Genomic DNA, 16152 nt, shown 5'->3' with positions numbered 1-16152 from the left:
ATTTAATGCGGCAACTTATTTTTAAGCAACCCATATACAAAAGTCCCTAATGTAGCCGCTACAATAACAATTAAAATGCTAAAGGCTCCTGTTCCTAAAAGAATATACATAGGGCCAGGGCAAGCTCCTGCAAGTGCCCAACCTAAGCCAAAAATAACACCTCCTAAAATATAGCGGGTAATACTTTTCTCTTTTGGAGCAAGATAAATTTCTTTTCCTTCAGTACTTTTTACATTCATTTTTTTAAATACTGCTAAAAAAATGATTCCCAGCAGTACCGCAGAACCAATAATTCCATACATATGAAAAGATTGAAATTTAAACATTTCATAAATGCGATACCATGATACTGCTTCGGACTTTACCAAAACAATACCAAAAATAATTCCGACAAGTAAAAATTTTAAATATTTCATAAGAAATTAAAAAATGAATGGGAGTATAAAATGTGTCATAAGTAAGCCACCAATAAAGAAACCAATAACAGCAATTAAAGAGGGTAATTGTAGGTTGCTAAGTCCGGTAATAGCGTGTCCTGATGTACAACCACCAGCATACCTAGTCCCAAAACCTACTAAAAAACCACCAACAATTAATATAGATAGTCCTTTAACAGTAAATACGTTTTCCCAGCTATAAATTTCATTTGGTAACAAGCTTTCTCCTGCATGTATAAAACCAAATGCTTCTAGGTCTTCTATGGTTTGTGGATTTAAATTTATTGGGCTGCCATCAGATAAAAAATGGGTAGCAATATAACCCCCAATAATAGCCCCTAAAACCACCATTAAATTCCAGCGTTGCGCTTTCCAATCAAACTTAAAAAAAGCTGCATATTTTCCAGCACCAGCAATACTACAGAATGTTCTAAGATTAGAAGACATGCCAAAAGTCTTTCCAAAAAATACTAGAGAAGCCATAATTATAGCGATTAAAGGTCCAGAAACATACCAAGGCCACGGTTGAAGTATAAAATCCATTTTGTTAAAATTTTAATGCTAAAGTATGGATTAGAGAATGGTTATATGTAATAATGGTTACATAAATACAAGTTGTTTTTTAAATTTCAGCATAACACTGAGCGCATAAATATTGATTATTTACCTATAGTGAAAGACTATTTGTGCTAGTTGCCCAAATGTTTTAATAGCATTTTGTATAGAAAATTTAGCTCCATCAACCCGCACCCAATGTTTTAAGGGTTGTTCACATATAAGCTGCTGTACTTTTTCTTTACCATAATATTTGCGCATTCGCATAAAAATTTCAACATCAAATAGCCAACGGGTAATAAACCTTTTTTTAAACATTGTTGTTGCAATTTCTCTATCCATTATTTTGGCACCACATTGAGTATCTTTAAATGGCATTCGTAAGATTTTTTGAATAATAAAATTAATAGCTTTACTCATAATACTTGGTGCAGATTCTTTTGCTATTTTAACTCCCATACGGTTTATTCTGGAGCCACTTACTATTTTAAATTCAGAATTGGCAATGATGCTAACTAAATCTTCAAAGTCCTTAAAACCGGTAGAAAGATTTACATCTAAATATCCTATATAATCTAACTGTTTGTCTTTAGATAAATAATTTATGCCTTGGCGTACGGCTTCAGCTTTACCCACATTTTTCTCGCAATTAAATATGCTTATTTTATCTTGGTTTCCTTTTTGTAATTTTTTTAAAACAGCTAATGTATTATCTGTACTGCCATCATTTACAAAGCATATATGATACCCTAAATTTGTATGGGTAAACTTTTCAAAAATTGTACTAGATAATCGGTTGGCTTCATTATAACAGGGGATTACAATGCCAACACAATATTTTTGAAGCATCTGTGTGTTATGTTTTTTGAGGTAAATTTGATTAAACTTATTTCCTAGAATTCTATTGATTCTAGCAGCCATTTCATCCAAACTTACAGGCTTTTTCATATAATCATTAATTCCTAAATTAAAGCCATTTATAATAGTAGTTTCATTTGTATTGCCAGAGATAACCACAATAGGCGTATGCATTTTTTTAACAATGCGGATATATTGGATAACTTCTAAACCAGACATATCTGGCATATTAATATCTATAATAACAAGATCAGGAAAAAAGGTTTCAAATAGTGCAATACCCATTTCCCCTCTATTAGTAGTTTTTACATCATAGCCCAGTTCTTTTAATTTTTTTTCTACAGATAAAAGGATCAACTGTTGATCATCAATGACTAAAATTTTCATATTAGCGGTTTTGTATAGATTTCCTAATACATTATTAGAGGTAAATATAGTTTGGGCTAAAGGTTACTTTTAAAAACTTTAGATCAGTTGTGTTTAGGTGTAGTTGAATGGCTTTTAGCAGTAGATGAATTATAATACTTTTTTTTGAGTATTATAATTATTTATATATGTGTTTATATCAAAAGCGAACACTATAAAGATGAGATATGGAAGAATTTTAAATAATAAAGGTGTTTTGCATCCTTTGATAAAGAATGCAAAACACACTAAACATAAATAGTTGTTATGGGGCAACTATTTTAGCATGGTATTATATACGATCATTAGATAAAATATAAGAAGTTCTAGTATTCTTCATAGAATCAACAATATTTTCATTTTCTTTACCAATAATCTGGATCACTTTATTACTTTTCATAAAATCTAAATACAATTGCTCTAAGGTATATGCTGCTGTATGATCTATTGCTTTAACATTTTCTAAATTTAAGATAATGGTATCTAGTTCATCTATAAAAAAGTCGAAATGATTTTTTAAACTTATTGCATTTTCAGCAGTAAGATTTCCAGTAATTTCAAATACATCTTTTGTTTTTTTTAATTGTAAAGCCATGTTTCTAAGATTTTGGGTTTTATAAATATGAATTTTATACGCATATTTATACTATTATTTAACAAATAAGTAATAATTATCATTTATAATTATAAGTTATTTCTTACAAAATAAAACGATTAGTACAAATATTATTGTTTTTTGAATAGCCTTTTCGATGAAATACCAAATCAAAATCTAAAGAAAAGTAAAGATAATTAATATGAAAAATGATTAAATATATTTGTAAATTATTATATATCAGAATGTTATGAGTGTGTGGTTTTGTAATTAAAGACTTTTTAAAATTATTTTTTAGATGAAGAGTTTATTTTAGGCTTTATAACACTATTTTTAAGCTAATTGGTATGATATGGATATGTTAAAAGCCATAAACCTCCTCCAAAGTTTATGACTTTTACACACCTAAAAGTAGACTAACACTATTTTTTTTATGTGTAGTGTATTAATTTTTTTAAATAAATCATTATTTGTAGATAACAAGTATAGGGGGAACTAGAGTAGCTTACTATCTTATATAACTAATTGTTGTTTATAAAATTTTGTTGCTATATCATACCCTCCAAACCTAGAATAGCGAACAGATTGTTTTTTTGAATTGCCTTATCATATAATTGCTGAATAGTAACTATAGCATGGGGATCTATTTTTGTTACTTTCTTTAAATTTAAAGTTACTTTTTTTGAAGAATTGATAAAACTACTCATATGCCTTGCTAAAATGGCCGAATTATTTTTATTTAATTCTCCATAAACTAAAAATATTCCACGTGCTTCTGTAATTTGTAATGCCATGATAATAAGGTTAATATGTTTATAATTATTGCTTTTCTAACACTACAAAGATGGTATAAGTAGTTGTTATTTTTTAATTTTTATAGATGGTTGGCATTTTGCTTTAGACGAGTGGTACGTTTTTAACTTTTAGTTAAAAATGAAAGAATAAACTTACTTTAATAAATAACGTTCATAATTTTAAAATAGTATTGTTAACTATTTATAGTAGTAATCTTTCTTTGTACAATTTAAATTATTAGAAATAATGATTCACTTTTTAGCTCTTAAAGAATATATAAATGATACTTAAAATGAAGATATAAGCATTACAATCATTCTAATCATTATCATCAAATTTTAATAAAAAAGTCTTAATAATATGCTAGTTATGTTACATATCAATCAAATTATACAATATTTCTTGCATAATTTGTAGTATTATTTATTTTGTATTAAAATATTTCTTACAATTGCGAAAAACTATATAATATGAGAGCTAAACTATTAATGATGAGCGTAGTATGTATGACGACTACTCTTATTTTTGGACAGGCATGTAATTGTGATGTTACTTTAACGGGGTTAAAAAGTACATCTTTGAACCTTATTTGGGCTTCCCAAGTAAATTATTCCCCAGGAGATACTATTTGTATTCCAGCTGGAAGTTATGCAGGATTTCGATTTTATGATTTTGAAGGGACTAGTAATTCACCAGTAACATTTATAAATTGTGGGGGCAAGGTAGAAATTACGGAACACCAGTACTCTGGTATTGCATTTAAGCGAAGTAAATTTATTAGACTTACTGGGAGTGGAGATTCAGGGTATACCTATGGCATACATGTTTTACAAACTACTAATGGTGGATCTGTAGGAGTGGGTGTTGAAGATTTAAGTACTGATATTGAAATAGATCATCTGGAAATTGAGCATGTAGGTTTTGCTGGAATAATGGCAAAAACAGACCCTAGATGTAGCGATCCCAATACTTGGAGGAGTAATGGTTATGTTCTAAAGAACTTAAATATACACCATAACTACATCCATGATACGGGAGCAGAAGGTATTTATGTTGGATTTACTGGAGGGTATAAAGTAAAATCTAATCGTCAATGTAATGGAGCATATATATACGGGCATTGGTTAGAAAATGTAACTATTAAACATAATATTTTAGATAATATAGGTTGGGACGGAATTCAATTAAATCTAGTAAGATCAAATGGGGTAATTAGTGATAATACCATTACAAACTATGGTTTAGACAATGTTTATGCGCAAGATTTTGCTATGAGTATTGGTGGTGGCGTGTATGAAATTTATAATAATTATTCTAAAAATGATACGATTCAATTAGGGCAAGGTTACCAACTCATAAGTGTAGAAGGCGGAACAAAAGTGTATAATAACGTACTGGTAAGACCAAGCCTGCACGGGATGTTTATTCATAATCGTCATGAGTTTGATAACCCTTTAGAAGGCTACTATATTCTTAATAATACTATTATAGAACCAGAAAAATCGGGGATTTTGTATAATACGGTGATTACCTTAACGGATGATCCATCTAAGATGTTTACTTCTCAGGAAAATGTTCCAAGCTATTTTGTAAATAATTTGATTGTAGACCCGGGCAATGATCATGCAGCTGGGAATACATGGAAAGGGGACCAAGAGAGTTATATAGATTTTAATAAAAGAATAACTCGTGATAGCGCGCTTTCTAGAATATATACTAATGTGATGACCCGCCAAATAGATACATTGGGATTACAGGATATTTGGAATGATGATTATAGCATTGCGAGTTCAACTTCAGCCTTGATTAATGTGGGGACAGATGCTTCTAATTGGGGTGTTAATTTCGATTTTAATAATGATTTTCGAATTTCTGATGGTAATTTTGATGTTGGAGCGTATGAATATCAAAGTGTTAGTGGAAGTTCTTTAAAAGCAGATATCTTTACTAACTTTAATGCCTTGGATTTATTGAATACTGAAGAGAAAACTTTGTTTTACCCAAACCCTGCCCAGACTTCTTTTCAACTTTTTAATACTAAGTTTAAAGGAGCTATTCAGCTTCAGGTTTTAAGCTTAGACGGGCGTTCGTTATATAACGGGCCCTATAAAGCAGGTACTCCTTTTGATATAGAACACTACCAGCCAGGTGTATACTTTTTAAAAGTACACCATGATAAAACTCAAGAAACACATCGGCTTATTGTACGGTAAAATAAAGCATACCTTTCCTGTAATGTACAGGAAAGGTATTTTTTTTATAAATTATTATGTTTTAATCTAGAGCAATTCCAATATAAAGCACATCAATATAGTTTCTATTGGTAAAAGATACTTGTTAGATAGCCTTATAAAATGCTCATGAGAGTTAAGAAAAGACTAGAAATAGTTATAATTGGTATTGCAATACATACTATGACTATAAGAATTTTTAAAATATGGGTTAAAAATAGTACAGCCTTCATTACAATTTAATTTTGAGTGAAACATGGTTTGCATCAAAAGTAAAGGGTAAGAAAGACTATGTTAGGTAGCTTTCGGTAAAGTGATTGTTTTCTGTAGCTCAATACACTTTTAAATTAGGCAAATGAATTGATTAAAATTACTTTATTTACCTATTTAAGAGGATAATCTGTATGTATTATAATAAATTTAATCGCCTCATTAATTCAGGTCGATTAGAGCGACTAATAGGAATTACATTTTTTTCTATTAAAACACTATTATCTTCAATATCAATGATCTTAGCAAAATTAATAATGTAAGAACGGTGTATTTGTAAGAAGGTTTTATCAGGAAGTTTTTCTTTTATTTTTTTTAGGGTATTATGTACCCTATAGTCTTTTGTATTCGTCTTTATATTTATATAATCACCTTTAGCTTCAATAATTAGAATATCATCAAGTTTTAATTTAATTAAACGCCTATCTATATTAATATATAAATCGTTTCCTTCTTCTTCTTTTTCAGAAGTCTCTAGATTTTCTGTTGAAGTTTTTGGTACTTGTATCTGTGTGTTTTTTACTTTTTGAATAGCTTTTTCAAAGCGCTCTAACGTAATTGGTTTTACTAAATAGTCTACAATGGCTTCATATTCATATGCCGCCAAAGCAAAATTTGTATCAGAAGTGATAAGTACTATTTTAGGTGGATTTTTTAGGGTTTGTATAAAATCAAAACCAGTAAAACTGGGCATATGAATATCTAAAAAAATAAAGTCAACGGTATGCTGATTTAGAAACTTAATCGCTTCTATTGCACTAGAGAATTCTTCAATAATATCTACTCCAGAAACTCTAGAGCATAATTGAGTAACAATAGCTCTTGCAGCAGCTTCATCATCTACAATAATACAATTCATAATTAGATGGTTTTTATATACGTTTCTATTTTTTTTAAGATCTGGCGAAATTCACTGTGGAATTCCAAATTTCCAGCAAGTAAGTTTTCTTCATGATTCACCGCAAAAACATATGATTTTTCTAAACTTAAAATATTAAACTTATGCTTTAATTTATGAACCATCTCAGCTGCATCCTTTAAATTATTATTAGAGATATCTACAAGGTAAGCCTGCATTTCTTCAGGAAATTCGGTGGTTAGAATAGTAATAAATTTTTTTTCAAAATCTTTATTATCCCCAGACAATTCTTTAATGTAATTTAAATTTGGTTCCTCTTCCATACTATTTTTTTATTGTAAAGTAGAAAGTTGTTCCTTTTCCAACAGCACTTTCTAACCAGATTTTACCTTTATATAATTCAATTATTTTTTTCACTATAGATAAGCCTATACCTGTAGAGCGTTCTTCGTTTCCAATAGATTGGAAAATTTTAAAAATTTTCTCATGGTATTCTTTAGGAATCCCTACACCATTATCTTTAATGCTAAATTGCCAATACTGGTTTTGTTCAGTTGCACTAATTTCTACAAGTCCTTTTTCCTGCTTTATATGTACCACAGCATTAGAAATTATATTCTGAAAAAGTTGGTGTATTTTGGTTTTATCAGCTTTAATAATGGGTAATGTATTGTTAATTTGAATGCTTACATGTGGAGGTATAAAAATAATATCTCTAATATCATTAATAACCGTATTTACATCTATAGCGGTATGTTCTAAATGATCACTGCTAATACTAGAATATTTAAGAATGCCATCTATCAGCGCATCCATGCCTTCAATTTTTTCTTGTATTTGCTGAAGATTAAAAACACCATTTTCATCTAATACCGTTTCATAATCTTCTATTAGCCAAGTTGCTAGAGCGCTTACACTCCGTAACGGTGACTTTAGATCATGAGATACAATATGAGCGTACTCTTGTAAACTTTTATTACTTGCTTCTAGTTCTAGAAGTAATTTTTCTTTCTGTAATTCTAATTGTTTCTGTTCGGTAATATCTTCAATAAGTGCCAATTGATATTCCAATTTGCCATTATCATCAATCACTGCACTTACATTTGTTTTTGCCAATAGTATGGTGCCGTCTTTTTTTACATATCTTTTTGTTAAAGTAAAATTGTCAAGTTCGCCAGAATTCATTTTTTTTATATTTTCCTCAGATATTTCTACATCTTCTGGAAATGAAATTTCTTGTACGCTTAAATTTTTAAGTTCTTCATCGGAATATCCTGTTAGATTTAAAAAACTTTTATTGGCCTTTATAATCTTATCTTTAATAGTTAAAACAATGCCTAAAGGTGAGTTTTCTACAATAATATTAAGTTGTCTTTTTTGCTCTGCTAACAATTGTTTTACTTCTGTTTCATCTGTAATATCTCTTATAATACCTTGTGCTGCAATTGGTTGTCCAGATTTGTTGTATACAAGGCTACTATTAATTTGCACATATTTTTCAGAAGCATCTTTTGTAACTATTTTAGCTTTATAATTTTTTAAAGTTCCAACTTCTAACAAAGATTTAACAGATTCAACTGTATATTCAATATAATCTTCGTGTACTAAATTAGAGAGGTTTATGGTTTCCTTAGTATGGTCATATCCCAAAAAAGCTACGGCTGAAGCATTCATTTTAATCACATTAAATTGTAAATCCATAATAATATAAGGATCAATAATGTTGATGAAAACGCCATCTAATTCTGAAGTTTTTTCGCTTAAAAGGTTTTCTAACCGATCATTTCTTTTTTTTAAATGATCCGCAGTATCAAAAAGTTCTTTAGATTTCTCTTCAAGAATTTTTTCTGCCTGTATGCGAGCTTTTTTTTGCCGTTCAAGCGCTTTTTTTAGAAGAATTACTTCTTTACTACTCATTCTGGATTACATCAAATTTTACTTCTGTACCATCTTCTTTTAATAATTCATACGAAATAGTAGCACTCCCATTAAAATGCTCAAAGCATTTTTCTATGAGGCCATGTGCTAACCTGTATAAGCCCCTAGAAGAAGAATAAACCATAGATATAGAAGTATCTGTTTTTTCTAAAATTTTAAAAGTTGGTAATTCTGCATCTGGGTATAATTTTTTTACATGTACATGTATATGATCTTCAATAGAGTATAAAAGTCCAAGAGGGGAATTATAACTTTTTATAACCTCTGGATGCGCACTCCCTAAACTTTTAAAGAGGTATAAGCCAAAAGTATAAATTAAGTCATTTATGGGTGTTTTAACTTCTTTACTAAGACTGGTAATTAAACATACCATCTCATTAAAATCATAAGTGCCTACAGCAGTATAAATTCCTTCAGAATTTAAATTAGAATTTTCAATGATAGCATCAACAGTTTCTAATCCAAACGAATCTTCTACCATTTCAAGAAATTCAGTAAAAACAATACCTTTCATTTATGTCATATTTAGACATTAAAAGTAAGAAAAGTAATACGTTTATTGCATTTTTTGTTGTGAAAGTGTAGTTTTTTGTTATCCTTTAACTAATTCATTCATGTTCCAGTAGGCTAATACATTTTTTAATTTAAGTTCATAATCTCCATATTTAAGTGGTTTTATGATATAGCCAGATACTCCAATTTTGTAGCATTTTAATAAATCGGCTCTGTTCTCGGAAGTAGTCAGAATAATTGTGGGTAAGTATTGTAATACGTCATCTTCTTTAAGAATTTCTAAAAACTCAATACCACTCATTCTTGGCATGTTTAAGTCTAGAAGAATAATATCTGGTAAGGCAGCATCAGATTTTAAAAACTTTAATGCTTCTTCACCGTTTTTTGCTTCAATTATAGTATGTTTTAATTGAAGTTTAGAAACGGTTCTTTGCAGTTTCATGGTCTCAATTTTATCATCTTCGATAAGTAAAATATTCATGATTACGGTTTTTTTGCAGGCTACAAGGTACTTATTTTACATTTTATGGAATGGCTAACTGTAGACGAATGGAACTTTACTGTCGTTGGGTGGTAGCTTGGTATAGGTGAAAATTAAAATGACAATGGTAATTTTTTAGTATTTAGTTTTTTAATAGTATTATCTTATGCTGTTCATAGATACAATAGTATTTAAATAATCTTTACGCGTTCTATAATTTCTTTTTTATAAGGTTTAAAAGGCTAATCTCTTTAATTTTTCATTTGTCACTGAGATTTTTAGTTTGCCTGTTTTAAAATGTTAATTTTGTAAAATCAATTAATACTATAATTTTTGTTTCCAGATTTTAATATTTATAGTACACCATTATTATTTCTTTCTTTACAAGGAGTACTATTTACATTTCTTTTGTTTTATAAGTATTATAAGAAAAAAAATACTTCAGATGTACTTCTAGGACTTATTTTACTTATTACGTGCTATCATCAAACGGCTTATACTATTGGTTTCATGGATTGGTATGATACCTTTAAGAACACTAAAATAAACTATTACTTAGTGCCATTATCATTAGCACTTGCACCATTAATTTATTTTTATTTTATATCTATAACTAATCCTAAGAAAGGGTTTCATAAAAAATCGCTATTACATTTTATACCAGTATTCTTACTGATTGCCATAAGAACTTTTATATTCATTTATGATGCAAATCAAAAAGGCTTTGCTGATACTCAAAACGGTTATCTAGTGATCCATTTTCAATGGGAATTTTTAGATCCTATAGTAGGATTATTAGCAATGCTACAAATGTTGATTTATTTAGTGCTTTCATTTCAATTGTTATACAAATACAAAGAAAAAATTAATCAATATTTCTCAAACACCTATAAAGTTGAACTAAAATGGCTCCGTAATTTTTTAATTATGTATTCAATTCTCTATGTCTATTACAATGTACAGCTAGTAGTAGATGAGACTATTGTTGAGCTGAGTTGGATTCAAGAATGGTGGTATTATTTATTATCAGGTCTTGTTATCATCTATGTTGGTATTAAAGGCTTCTTTACAGATTTATCTGAGTTAAAAGGAGTTGAAATAGGTTCTTTTTTAAAGGAAGAAAATAAAGCTGAATTTCAACATCTTAATAAAGCAGAAAACACAACCCAGTTATCTGAAAAGTTGCTTAGTATAAAGGTTTCTATTGAAGAATACTTTGAAAAACATAAACCTTTTTTAGAACCAGATTTAACGCTTGTAGGTCTTGCTAAAAAACTTTCTATCTCTAGAGAAGAACTTTCCGAAACAATTAATAAAGGATTCCATCTAAAGTTTAATGACTTTATAAATGGATATAGAATTGAAGCGTTTAAATCTAAAATAGCAGAAGGGCAACACAAACAATTATCCTTCATAGGAATTGCTTATGAATGTGGTTTTAATAGCAAACCAACTTTTAATAGGGCATTTAAAAAGGCAACAGGAAATTCGCCTTCTGACTACCTTAAAACACTATCCTAAGCTCCTCTTTTTAATGAAATGATACGTATCAATTCGTGGGTGATACTCCATTACCACAAGTTGAAACCCTAATAATGTGCGTTCTGCCGACTTTTGACTTGTCGAATTAAAACAGATACATTATGAAATTTTTATTAGAAAAACTTACAAGAACAAATAGACAATCAAATTTATTACATGACATCGCTATCCTACTCCCGCGACTATTTTGTGGATTGTTATTAACATTTAGTTTTGGAGCATCAAAATTTGGAGTGCCTTGGTCACCAGAATCATCAAATCTTGCCTTATTTCAAGTCTCAGATTGGTTTGTAGAAGATATCTCAAAATTTGGTGGGGTATTTGCAGCTTTTCCATTGTTATTTGCCTGGTTGGCAGCTGCTTCAGAGACTATAGGCGGCCTATGCTTAGTATTAGGATTCCAAACCAGGCTTTCATCTTTTTTTATCATGATTACGATGCTTGTTGCTATTTTCTTTCAGCAGTGGGATAATGGTTTATGGGCAATGTTACCTGCATTAGGATTTTTATGGGTAACGATCCACAGTTTGGTTATAGGTTCTGGGCGTTTAGGTATTGATTATATCACACATAAAAAATTAGAGAATAATAGGTTATTAGGCATACCAATGAATCAAATTAAAATTAAAAAGAATATAAAAACGCTTGCTCAAGTTCTTATTTTATTTGTGCTATTTTCTTGTAATGCACAAGAAAGAAATATAATTCTAAAGCTAGATACTAGTAATTTACAAGATGTAAATACGGTCTCAGTAAGAGGAAATATAAAGCCATTATCTCAAAATAAAGATTATATACTTACTGATGATAATGGTGATGGTATTTACGAAGCTACTATCAATTTCAACACTTCAAAACGCAATGTTAAATTTAAATTTATGGTTAATGGGCAAACTGAGTTGCAAGGTTCCGATGCCAGAGTGCTTTGGTTTAAAGATGAGCTAGTAATGGGTGCGTATATTTATAATGAGTTTAATTATTATAAGCAAGAACAATTAGAAAAATTAGTTTACAGCCCTAAACAGATTGAAGAAGACATTGCTATTTTAAAAGAGATAGTGCAATATGTACATCCAAATGTATATAAGTTTAGGGACTCTTTAACCTTGCAACAAGACTTTGAGGAACTTGAGTTAGCGATGAAAAAGAAACCTAGTTTAATCCATATATATGGTGCAATATCAAAATTTGCAGCAAAAATTAAATGCAGTCACACCTTTACGAATCCTTGGAATCAAGGTGGTTTTATGGAAAAATCAAATTTCTACCAGAAAGATAAAATCCCTTTTACCTTTCATAGAATAGGAAAACGCTTGTTTATTGATAAAAACGCATCTGATCATCCTGAATTAAAAAAAGGCTTAGAAATTATACGTATCAATGGCTTAGCAACCCATGATGTGTTCACTAGATTAGCAGAATATGTTAGTTCAGATGGGAGTAATTATGAAAAAAAGCTAGAGCGTTTGTCCGTTACAGGAGAGGAGAAATTTTCAATGTTCGATATATTTTACCCAATCGAGTTTGGAAGTAAACAAAAATTTAAACTACAATTAAAAGATATAAATACTGATGAAGAATTTGAAGTAGTAGTAAGAGCAACTTCCAAAACAAATAGGACTAAAATACTTATAGAGCGTTACGGAAACCTAGATACATCGTTAAGAGATGGATGGAATTTTGAAATGATTAATAATGAAGTAGCAAAACTTTCCATTAAATCGTTTGCAGTACACCGGAATGAGTTTGATTGGAAAGCCTATTTAGATGATGTATTTGCCCAATTAAACAAAAAAGCTATATCAAATTTTATAATAGATATTAGAGGCAATGAAGGAGGACAAAGTACTGTTGGGCAATATATTCTTGAACGTGTTATTCAAAAACCCTTTAAAGTAAATGCAATGCAGTCATCAGTTCGGTATCTGAAAATCCCATCAGGTTTTAAGAAATATATAAATACTTGGGATAAGTTTCCGTATAATTTTAATGGTAAAATTGCTTCAGAAAAAGAGGGTAGGTATTTTTTAAAACAGAAATATTCTTTAGCTGAAACTGTAATGAAGCCAAAAAAGAACAACTTTAAAGGAAAAGTGTATTTAATTACTGATGCCTCAAACAGCTCTGCAACTCATTTAATGGCGGCATATGCCAAGCAAATTGAAAATATTACACTGGTAGGTCAAGAAACTGGCGGGAATCAACTGGGCACAAATGGGGGTTATATATTCTTTTTACGCCTACCCAATTCCAAAGTTGAATTAGATATTCCTGTAATACACAATTATGTACCTACTGGAAAAGTAGCTGTGGATGGAGGAGTAATGCCTCATGTTATTGTTGAGAAAAGTCCAAAAGACTTCATAAATAATACTGACACTGAGTTAAACGCAGTTATGAAATTAATAAACAAGAAATAATAATAGAATTAAAAAGCGAGAGGATATTTTTCATGATACAAAAAGAGTGCAATGAGTGTAATGCAGAAATTTCAACCGCTAAGAATTAGTTTAGAAACCTATAATTACAATTTGGTCAGTAAAAACGACAATTGGGAGATAACAATTTTAACTTGTAGCAAAATAGGAACATCTTTACACCATCATTAAATTATGAATCAATTATAAAATATAAAATTATGAAAGCATCAATCAGAAAAACAGCAACAGAATCAAGAACAGGACAGTACTTTTCATCTTTTAGCAGTAGCAAAAGAGTACAATGGGCACAGTACAGGAATTTTAACAGATAATCAGTATCAAAAACAACAATTAGCAACTTATTAAATATACAATTATGAAAGCATCAATCAGAAAAACAGCAACAGAATCACGAACAGGACAGTACTTTTCATCTTTTAGCAGTAGTAAAAGAGTGCAATGGGCACAGTACAGGAATTTTAACAGATAATCAGTATCAAAAACAACAATTAGTAACTTATTAAAATATACAATTATGAAAGCATCAATCAGAAAAACAGCAACAGAATCAAGAACAGGGCAGTACTTTTCATCTTTTAGTAGTAGTAAAAGAGCACAATGGGCACAGTACAGAAACTTTAATCGTTAATCTCGATTTGAATATTAGATCAATCAAAAACAACAATCATGGCAACATTTATCAATCAGTCACAAATGGAATCTAAAAGGCCTGCTTTATTCCTTAACCTTAAAGATAGCAAGAGAATTCATTTGGCATTATCCAGACAATACCTTTAAGCACTATTCTTTTTTATAAAAGATTAGAAAAAGGGATAGATTTTCATAAAAGGCTGTTCCTTTTTTTCATGATAAGCTTGTCTCATCCTGAAATATCATTACACAATTCAATAACACAATGGGAGACAGCAATTATCGTAAACAAACCTAGAAAGATTATCCTATGAGTTTTAAACTTTCTGTAGTTCAAGAAGTAGAAAAAGGTGAATTAACTTATAAACAAGCACAGCACAAGTATGGTATTTAAGGAAAGAGTACTGTTTTGGAATGGCTCAGAAAATATGATAATTTTGACTGGCAATATCAAACACTTTGCTCAATGTCTAAATCTCCAGAACAAAAATTATTAGATTTAGAACAAAAGTTTCGTCAGTTAGAAAAGCAAAATAATCGATTAAAAGCTCTGGCAGCACAATCAGAAAAGAAAGCAATACTCTTTGACATGATGATTGATTTAGCAGAAAAAGACTATAATATTCCAATAAGAAAAAACTCCAAAACCAAGTAATTGATATGTTTGTTTTACAACAGAAGGAAAACATCTCTTCTACCTGTAAATTACTTGGGTTTAGTAGACAGGTTTATTATCGCGCTAATTATAGAGTAAAGGCAAATCAATCAATAGTAGAAAAGGTTATTGAATTGGTCAAAGAAGTAAGAATGCAACAACCAAGAATTGGTACAAGGAAACTATATCATATTCTTTCAGAAAAGTCAAATAGATTAGGTGTGGGGCGAGATAAGCTATTTGCTATTTTAAAAGCAAATAGACTTCTGATAAAACCATTAAAGAGTTATCATATTACAACAAATTCACATCATCGTTTCAGAAAACATTCTAATCTTATTGAGTGTTTAGAAATCAATCGCCCGGAACAGGGATGGATAGCTGATATTACATATGTAGGGCATCGTAAAAACCCTAAGTATTTATCTTTAATTACAGATGCTTATCCAAAGAAAATTGTAGGATATCATTTAGATAAGACTTTGGAAGTAGTAGCTACTGTAAAAGTTTTGGATATGGCTATTAAAAACAGAAAATACTCCAAAGAACAATTAATTCATCATTCAGATAGAGGTTTGTAATACTGCAGTAGTTTGTATCAAAAGGTTTTATCAAGACAAAATATTAAATGTAGCATGACTGAGTCCTATGACCCATATCAAAATGCAATAGCTGAACGTGTAAATGGTATTTTAAAGCAAGAATTTCTTATCAATACTGCTGATCTAAATCTTGATATAATGAAAAAGGTAATAGCTGAATCAATAACTATTTACAATTCTATAAGGCCACATTGGTCGTACAATTTAAAAACCCCTAATTAAACTCATCAACAAAAAATAATGAAAATAAAATCGTATATTAAACATCATCTAAAACCATGGTTTTAGATGATGTTTAATATCTTTAATCCATAAATAACTGCAACGCTTATTTAGGACTAGTCA

The 16152-nt window shown here is 29.8% G+C and carries 16 protein-coding genes; 6 read left to right on the top strand and 10 right to left on the bottom strand.

Features of this window, described 5'->3' with window-relative positions; genetic code table 11:
- Positions 1 to 2 precede the first annotated feature (2 nt).
- The 5 genes from ACZ451_RS00390 to ACZ451_RS00370 form a co-directional block, all read right to left on the bottom strand.
- A complete protein-coding gene (locus ACZ451_RS00390; RefSeq protein WP_464215094.1) occupies positions 3 to 416 on the bottom strand; it encodes a DUF6691 family protein in 414 nt (137 codons plus the stop codon).
- 6 nt (positions 417 to 422) lie between these two features.
- The gene (locus ACZ451_RS00385; RefSeq protein ID WP_464215093.1) at positions 423 to 980 is read right to left on the bottom strand and encodes a YeeE/YedE family protein; all 558 of its coding nucleotides are present in this window, start codon (positions 978 to 980) and stop codon (positions 423 to 425) included.
- A 120-nt stretch (positions 981 to 1100) separates the two neighbouring features.
- Complete coding sequence (locus tag ACZ451_RS00380) at positions 1101 to 2237, bottom strand: response regulator (protein ID WP_464215092.1); 1137 nt, start codon at positions 2235 to 2237, stop codon at positions 1101 to 1103.
- A gap of 310 nt (positions 2238 to 2547) precedes the next feature.
- Entirely contained in the window at positions 2548 to 2850 is a 303-nt protein-coding gene (locus tag ACZ451_RS00375) for an STAS domain-containing protein (RefSeq protein ID WP_464215091.1), read from the bottom strand.
- A 548-nt stretch (positions 2851 to 3398) separates the two neighbouring features.
- The gene (locus ACZ451_RS00370) at positions 3399 to 3644 is read right to left on the bottom strand and encodes an STAS domain-containing protein (protein WP_464215090.1); all 246 of its coding nucleotides are present in this window, start codon (positions 3642 to 3644) and stop codon (positions 3399 to 3401) included.
- A 492-nt stretch (positions 3645 to 4136) separates the two neighbouring features.
- On the opposite strand from ACZ451_RS00370, the gene ACZ451_RS00365 reads away from it, so the two are divergent.
- Positions 4137 to 5858, top strand: a complete 1722-nt coding sequence (locus ACZ451_RS00365) for a T9SS type A sorting domain-containing protein (RefSeq protein ID WP_464215089.1) — start codon at positions 4137 to 4139, stop codon at positions 5856 to 5858.
- Between the two features lie 427 nt (positions 5859 to 6285).
- Here the strand turns inward: ACZ451_RS00365 and ACZ451_RS00360 are convergent, their stop codons facing one another.
- From ACZ451_RS00360 to ACZ451_RS00340, 5 genes are all read right to left on the bottom strand, one after another.
- Entirely contained in the window at positions 6286 to 7005 is a 720-nt protein-coding gene (locus ACZ451_RS00360) for a LytR/AlgR family response regulator transcription factor (protein WP_464215088.1), read from the bottom strand.
- 2 nt (positions 7006 to 7007) lie between these two features.
- Positions 7008 to 7328 (bottom strand): Hpt domain-containing protein, encoded by a 321-nt coding sequence (locus tag ACZ451_RS00355; protein ID WP_464215087.1) that lies wholly within the window; start codon positions 7326 to 7328, stop codon positions 7008 to 7010.
- Position 7329: 1 nt separating this feature from the next.
- Entirely contained in the window at positions 7330 to 8922 is a 1593-nt protein-coding gene (locus ACZ451_RS00350) for a sensor histidine kinase (protein ID WP_464215086.1), read from the bottom strand.
- A complete protein-coding gene (locus ACZ451_RS00345; protein ID WP_464215085.1) occupies positions 8915 to 9457 on the bottom strand; it encodes a heme NO-binding domain-containing protein in 543 nt (180 codons plus the stop codon). The genes ACZ451_RS00350 and ACZ451_RS00345 overlap by 8 nt, the downstream gene beginning before the upstream one ends.
- 78 nt (positions 9458 to 9535) lie before the next feature.
- Complete coding sequence (locus ACZ451_RS00340) at positions 9536 to 9937, bottom strand: response regulator (RefSeq protein ID WP_464215084.1); 402 nt, start codon at positions 9935 to 9937, stop codon at positions 9536 to 9538.
- Between the two features lie 333 nt (positions 9938 to 10270).
- Between ACZ451_RS00340 and ACZ451_RS00335 the strand changes: the two genes are divergently transcribed.
- The 5 genes from ACZ451_RS00335 (at position 10271) to ACZ451_RS00315 (ending at position 16029) form a co-directional block, all read left to right on the top strand.
- Positions 10271 to 11458 (top strand): helix-turn-helix domain-containing protein, encoded by a 1188-nt coding sequence (locus ACZ451_RS00335; protein WP_464215083.1) that lies wholly within the window; start codon positions 10271 to 10273, stop codon positions 11456 to 11458.
- Positions 11459 to 11580: 122 nt separating this feature from the next.
- Entirely contained in the window at positions 11581 to 13899 is a 2319-nt protein-coding gene (locus ACZ451_RS00330) for a S41 family peptidase (protein WP_464215082.1), read from the top strand.
- Positions 13900 to 15016: 1117 nt separating this feature from the next.
- The gene (locus ACZ451_RS00325) at positions 15017 to 15205 is read left to right on the top strand and encodes a hypothetical protein (protein ID WP_464215081.1); all 189 of its coding nucleotides are present in this window, start codon (positions 15017 to 15019) and stop codon (positions 15203 to 15205) included.
- A gap of 5 nt (positions 15206 to 15210) precedes the next feature.
- A complete protein-coding gene (locus ACZ451_RS00320; protein ID WP_464215080.1) occupies positions 15211 to 15786 on the top strand; it encodes a DDE-type integrase/transposase/recombinase in 576 nt (191 codons plus the stop codon).
- Between the two features lie 12 nt (positions 15787 to 15798).
- Positions 15799 to 16029 carry an integrase core domain-containing protein gene (locus ACZ451_RS00315; protein WP_464215079.1) on the top strand — a complete coding sequence of 77 codons (231 nt, stop codon included), beginning with the start codon at positions 15799 to 15801 and terminating at the stop codon, positions 16027 to 16029.
- Positions 16030 to 16152 lie beyond the last annotated feature (123 nt).

The sequence above is a fragment of the Allocellulophaga tsushimaensis genome, from assembly GCF_055383085.1.
This window is presented reverse-complemented; position numbering and strand designations above follow the sequence as displayed.

Bases quoted from the DNA above. Each gene is read 5' to 3' on its own strand.
- ACZ451_RS00370 (WP_464215090.1), bottom strand. From the start codon at position 3,644: ATGGCATTACAAATTACAGAAGCACGTGGAATATTTTTAGTTTATGGA.
- ACZ451_RS00325 (WP_464215081.1), top strand. From the start codon at position 15,017: ATGTCTAAATCTCCAGAACAAAAATTATTAGATTTAGAACAAAAGTTT.
- ACZ451_RS00345 (WP_464215085.1), bottom strand. From the start codon at position 9,457: ATGAAAGGTATTGTTTTTACTGAATTTCTTGAAATGGTAGAAGATTCG.
- ACZ451_RS00385 (WP_464215093.1), bottom strand. From the start codon at position 980: ATGGATTTTATACTTCAACCGTGGCCTTGGTATGTTTCTGGACCTTTA.
- ACZ451_RS00390 (WP_464215094.1), bottom strand. From the start codon at position 416: ATGAAATATTTAAAATTTTTACTTGTCGGAATTATTTTTGGTATTGTT.
- ACZ451_RS00375 (WP_464215091.1), bottom strand. From the start codon at position 2,850: ATGGCTTTACAATTAAAAAAAACAAAAGATGTATTTGAAATTACTGGA.
- ACZ451_RS00360 (WP_464215088.1), bottom strand. From the start codon at position 7,005: ATGAATTGTATTATTGTAGATGATGAAGCTGCTGCAAGAGCTATTGTT.
- ACZ451_RS00330 (WP_464215082.1), top strand. From the start codon at position 11,581: ATGAAATTTTTATTAGAAAAACTTACAAGAACAAATAGACAATCAAAT.
- ACZ451_RS00380 (WP_464215092.1), bottom strand. From the start codon at position 2,237: ATGAAAATTTTAGTCATTGATGATCAACAGTTGATCCTTTTATCTGTA.
- ACZ451_RS00355 (WP_464215087.1), bottom strand. From the start codon at position 7,328: ATGGAAGAGGAACCAAATTTAAATTACATTAAAGAATTGTCTGGGGAT.
- ACZ451_RS00365 (WP_464215089.1), top strand. From the start codon at position 4,137: ATGAGCGTAGTATGTATGACGACTACTCTTATTTTTGGACAGGCATGT.
- ACZ451_RS00340 (WP_464215084.1), bottom strand. From the start codon at position 9,937: ATGAATATTTTACTTATCGAAGATGATAAAATTGAGACCATGAAACTG.
- ACZ451_RS00320 (WP_464215080.1), top strand. From the start codon at position 15,211: ATGTTTGTTTTACAACAGAAGGAAAACATCTCTTCTACCTGTAAATTA.
- ACZ451_RS00350 (WP_464215086.1), bottom strand. From the start codon at position 8,922: ATGAGTAGTAAAGAAGTAATTCTTCTAAAAAAAGCGCTTGAACGGCAA.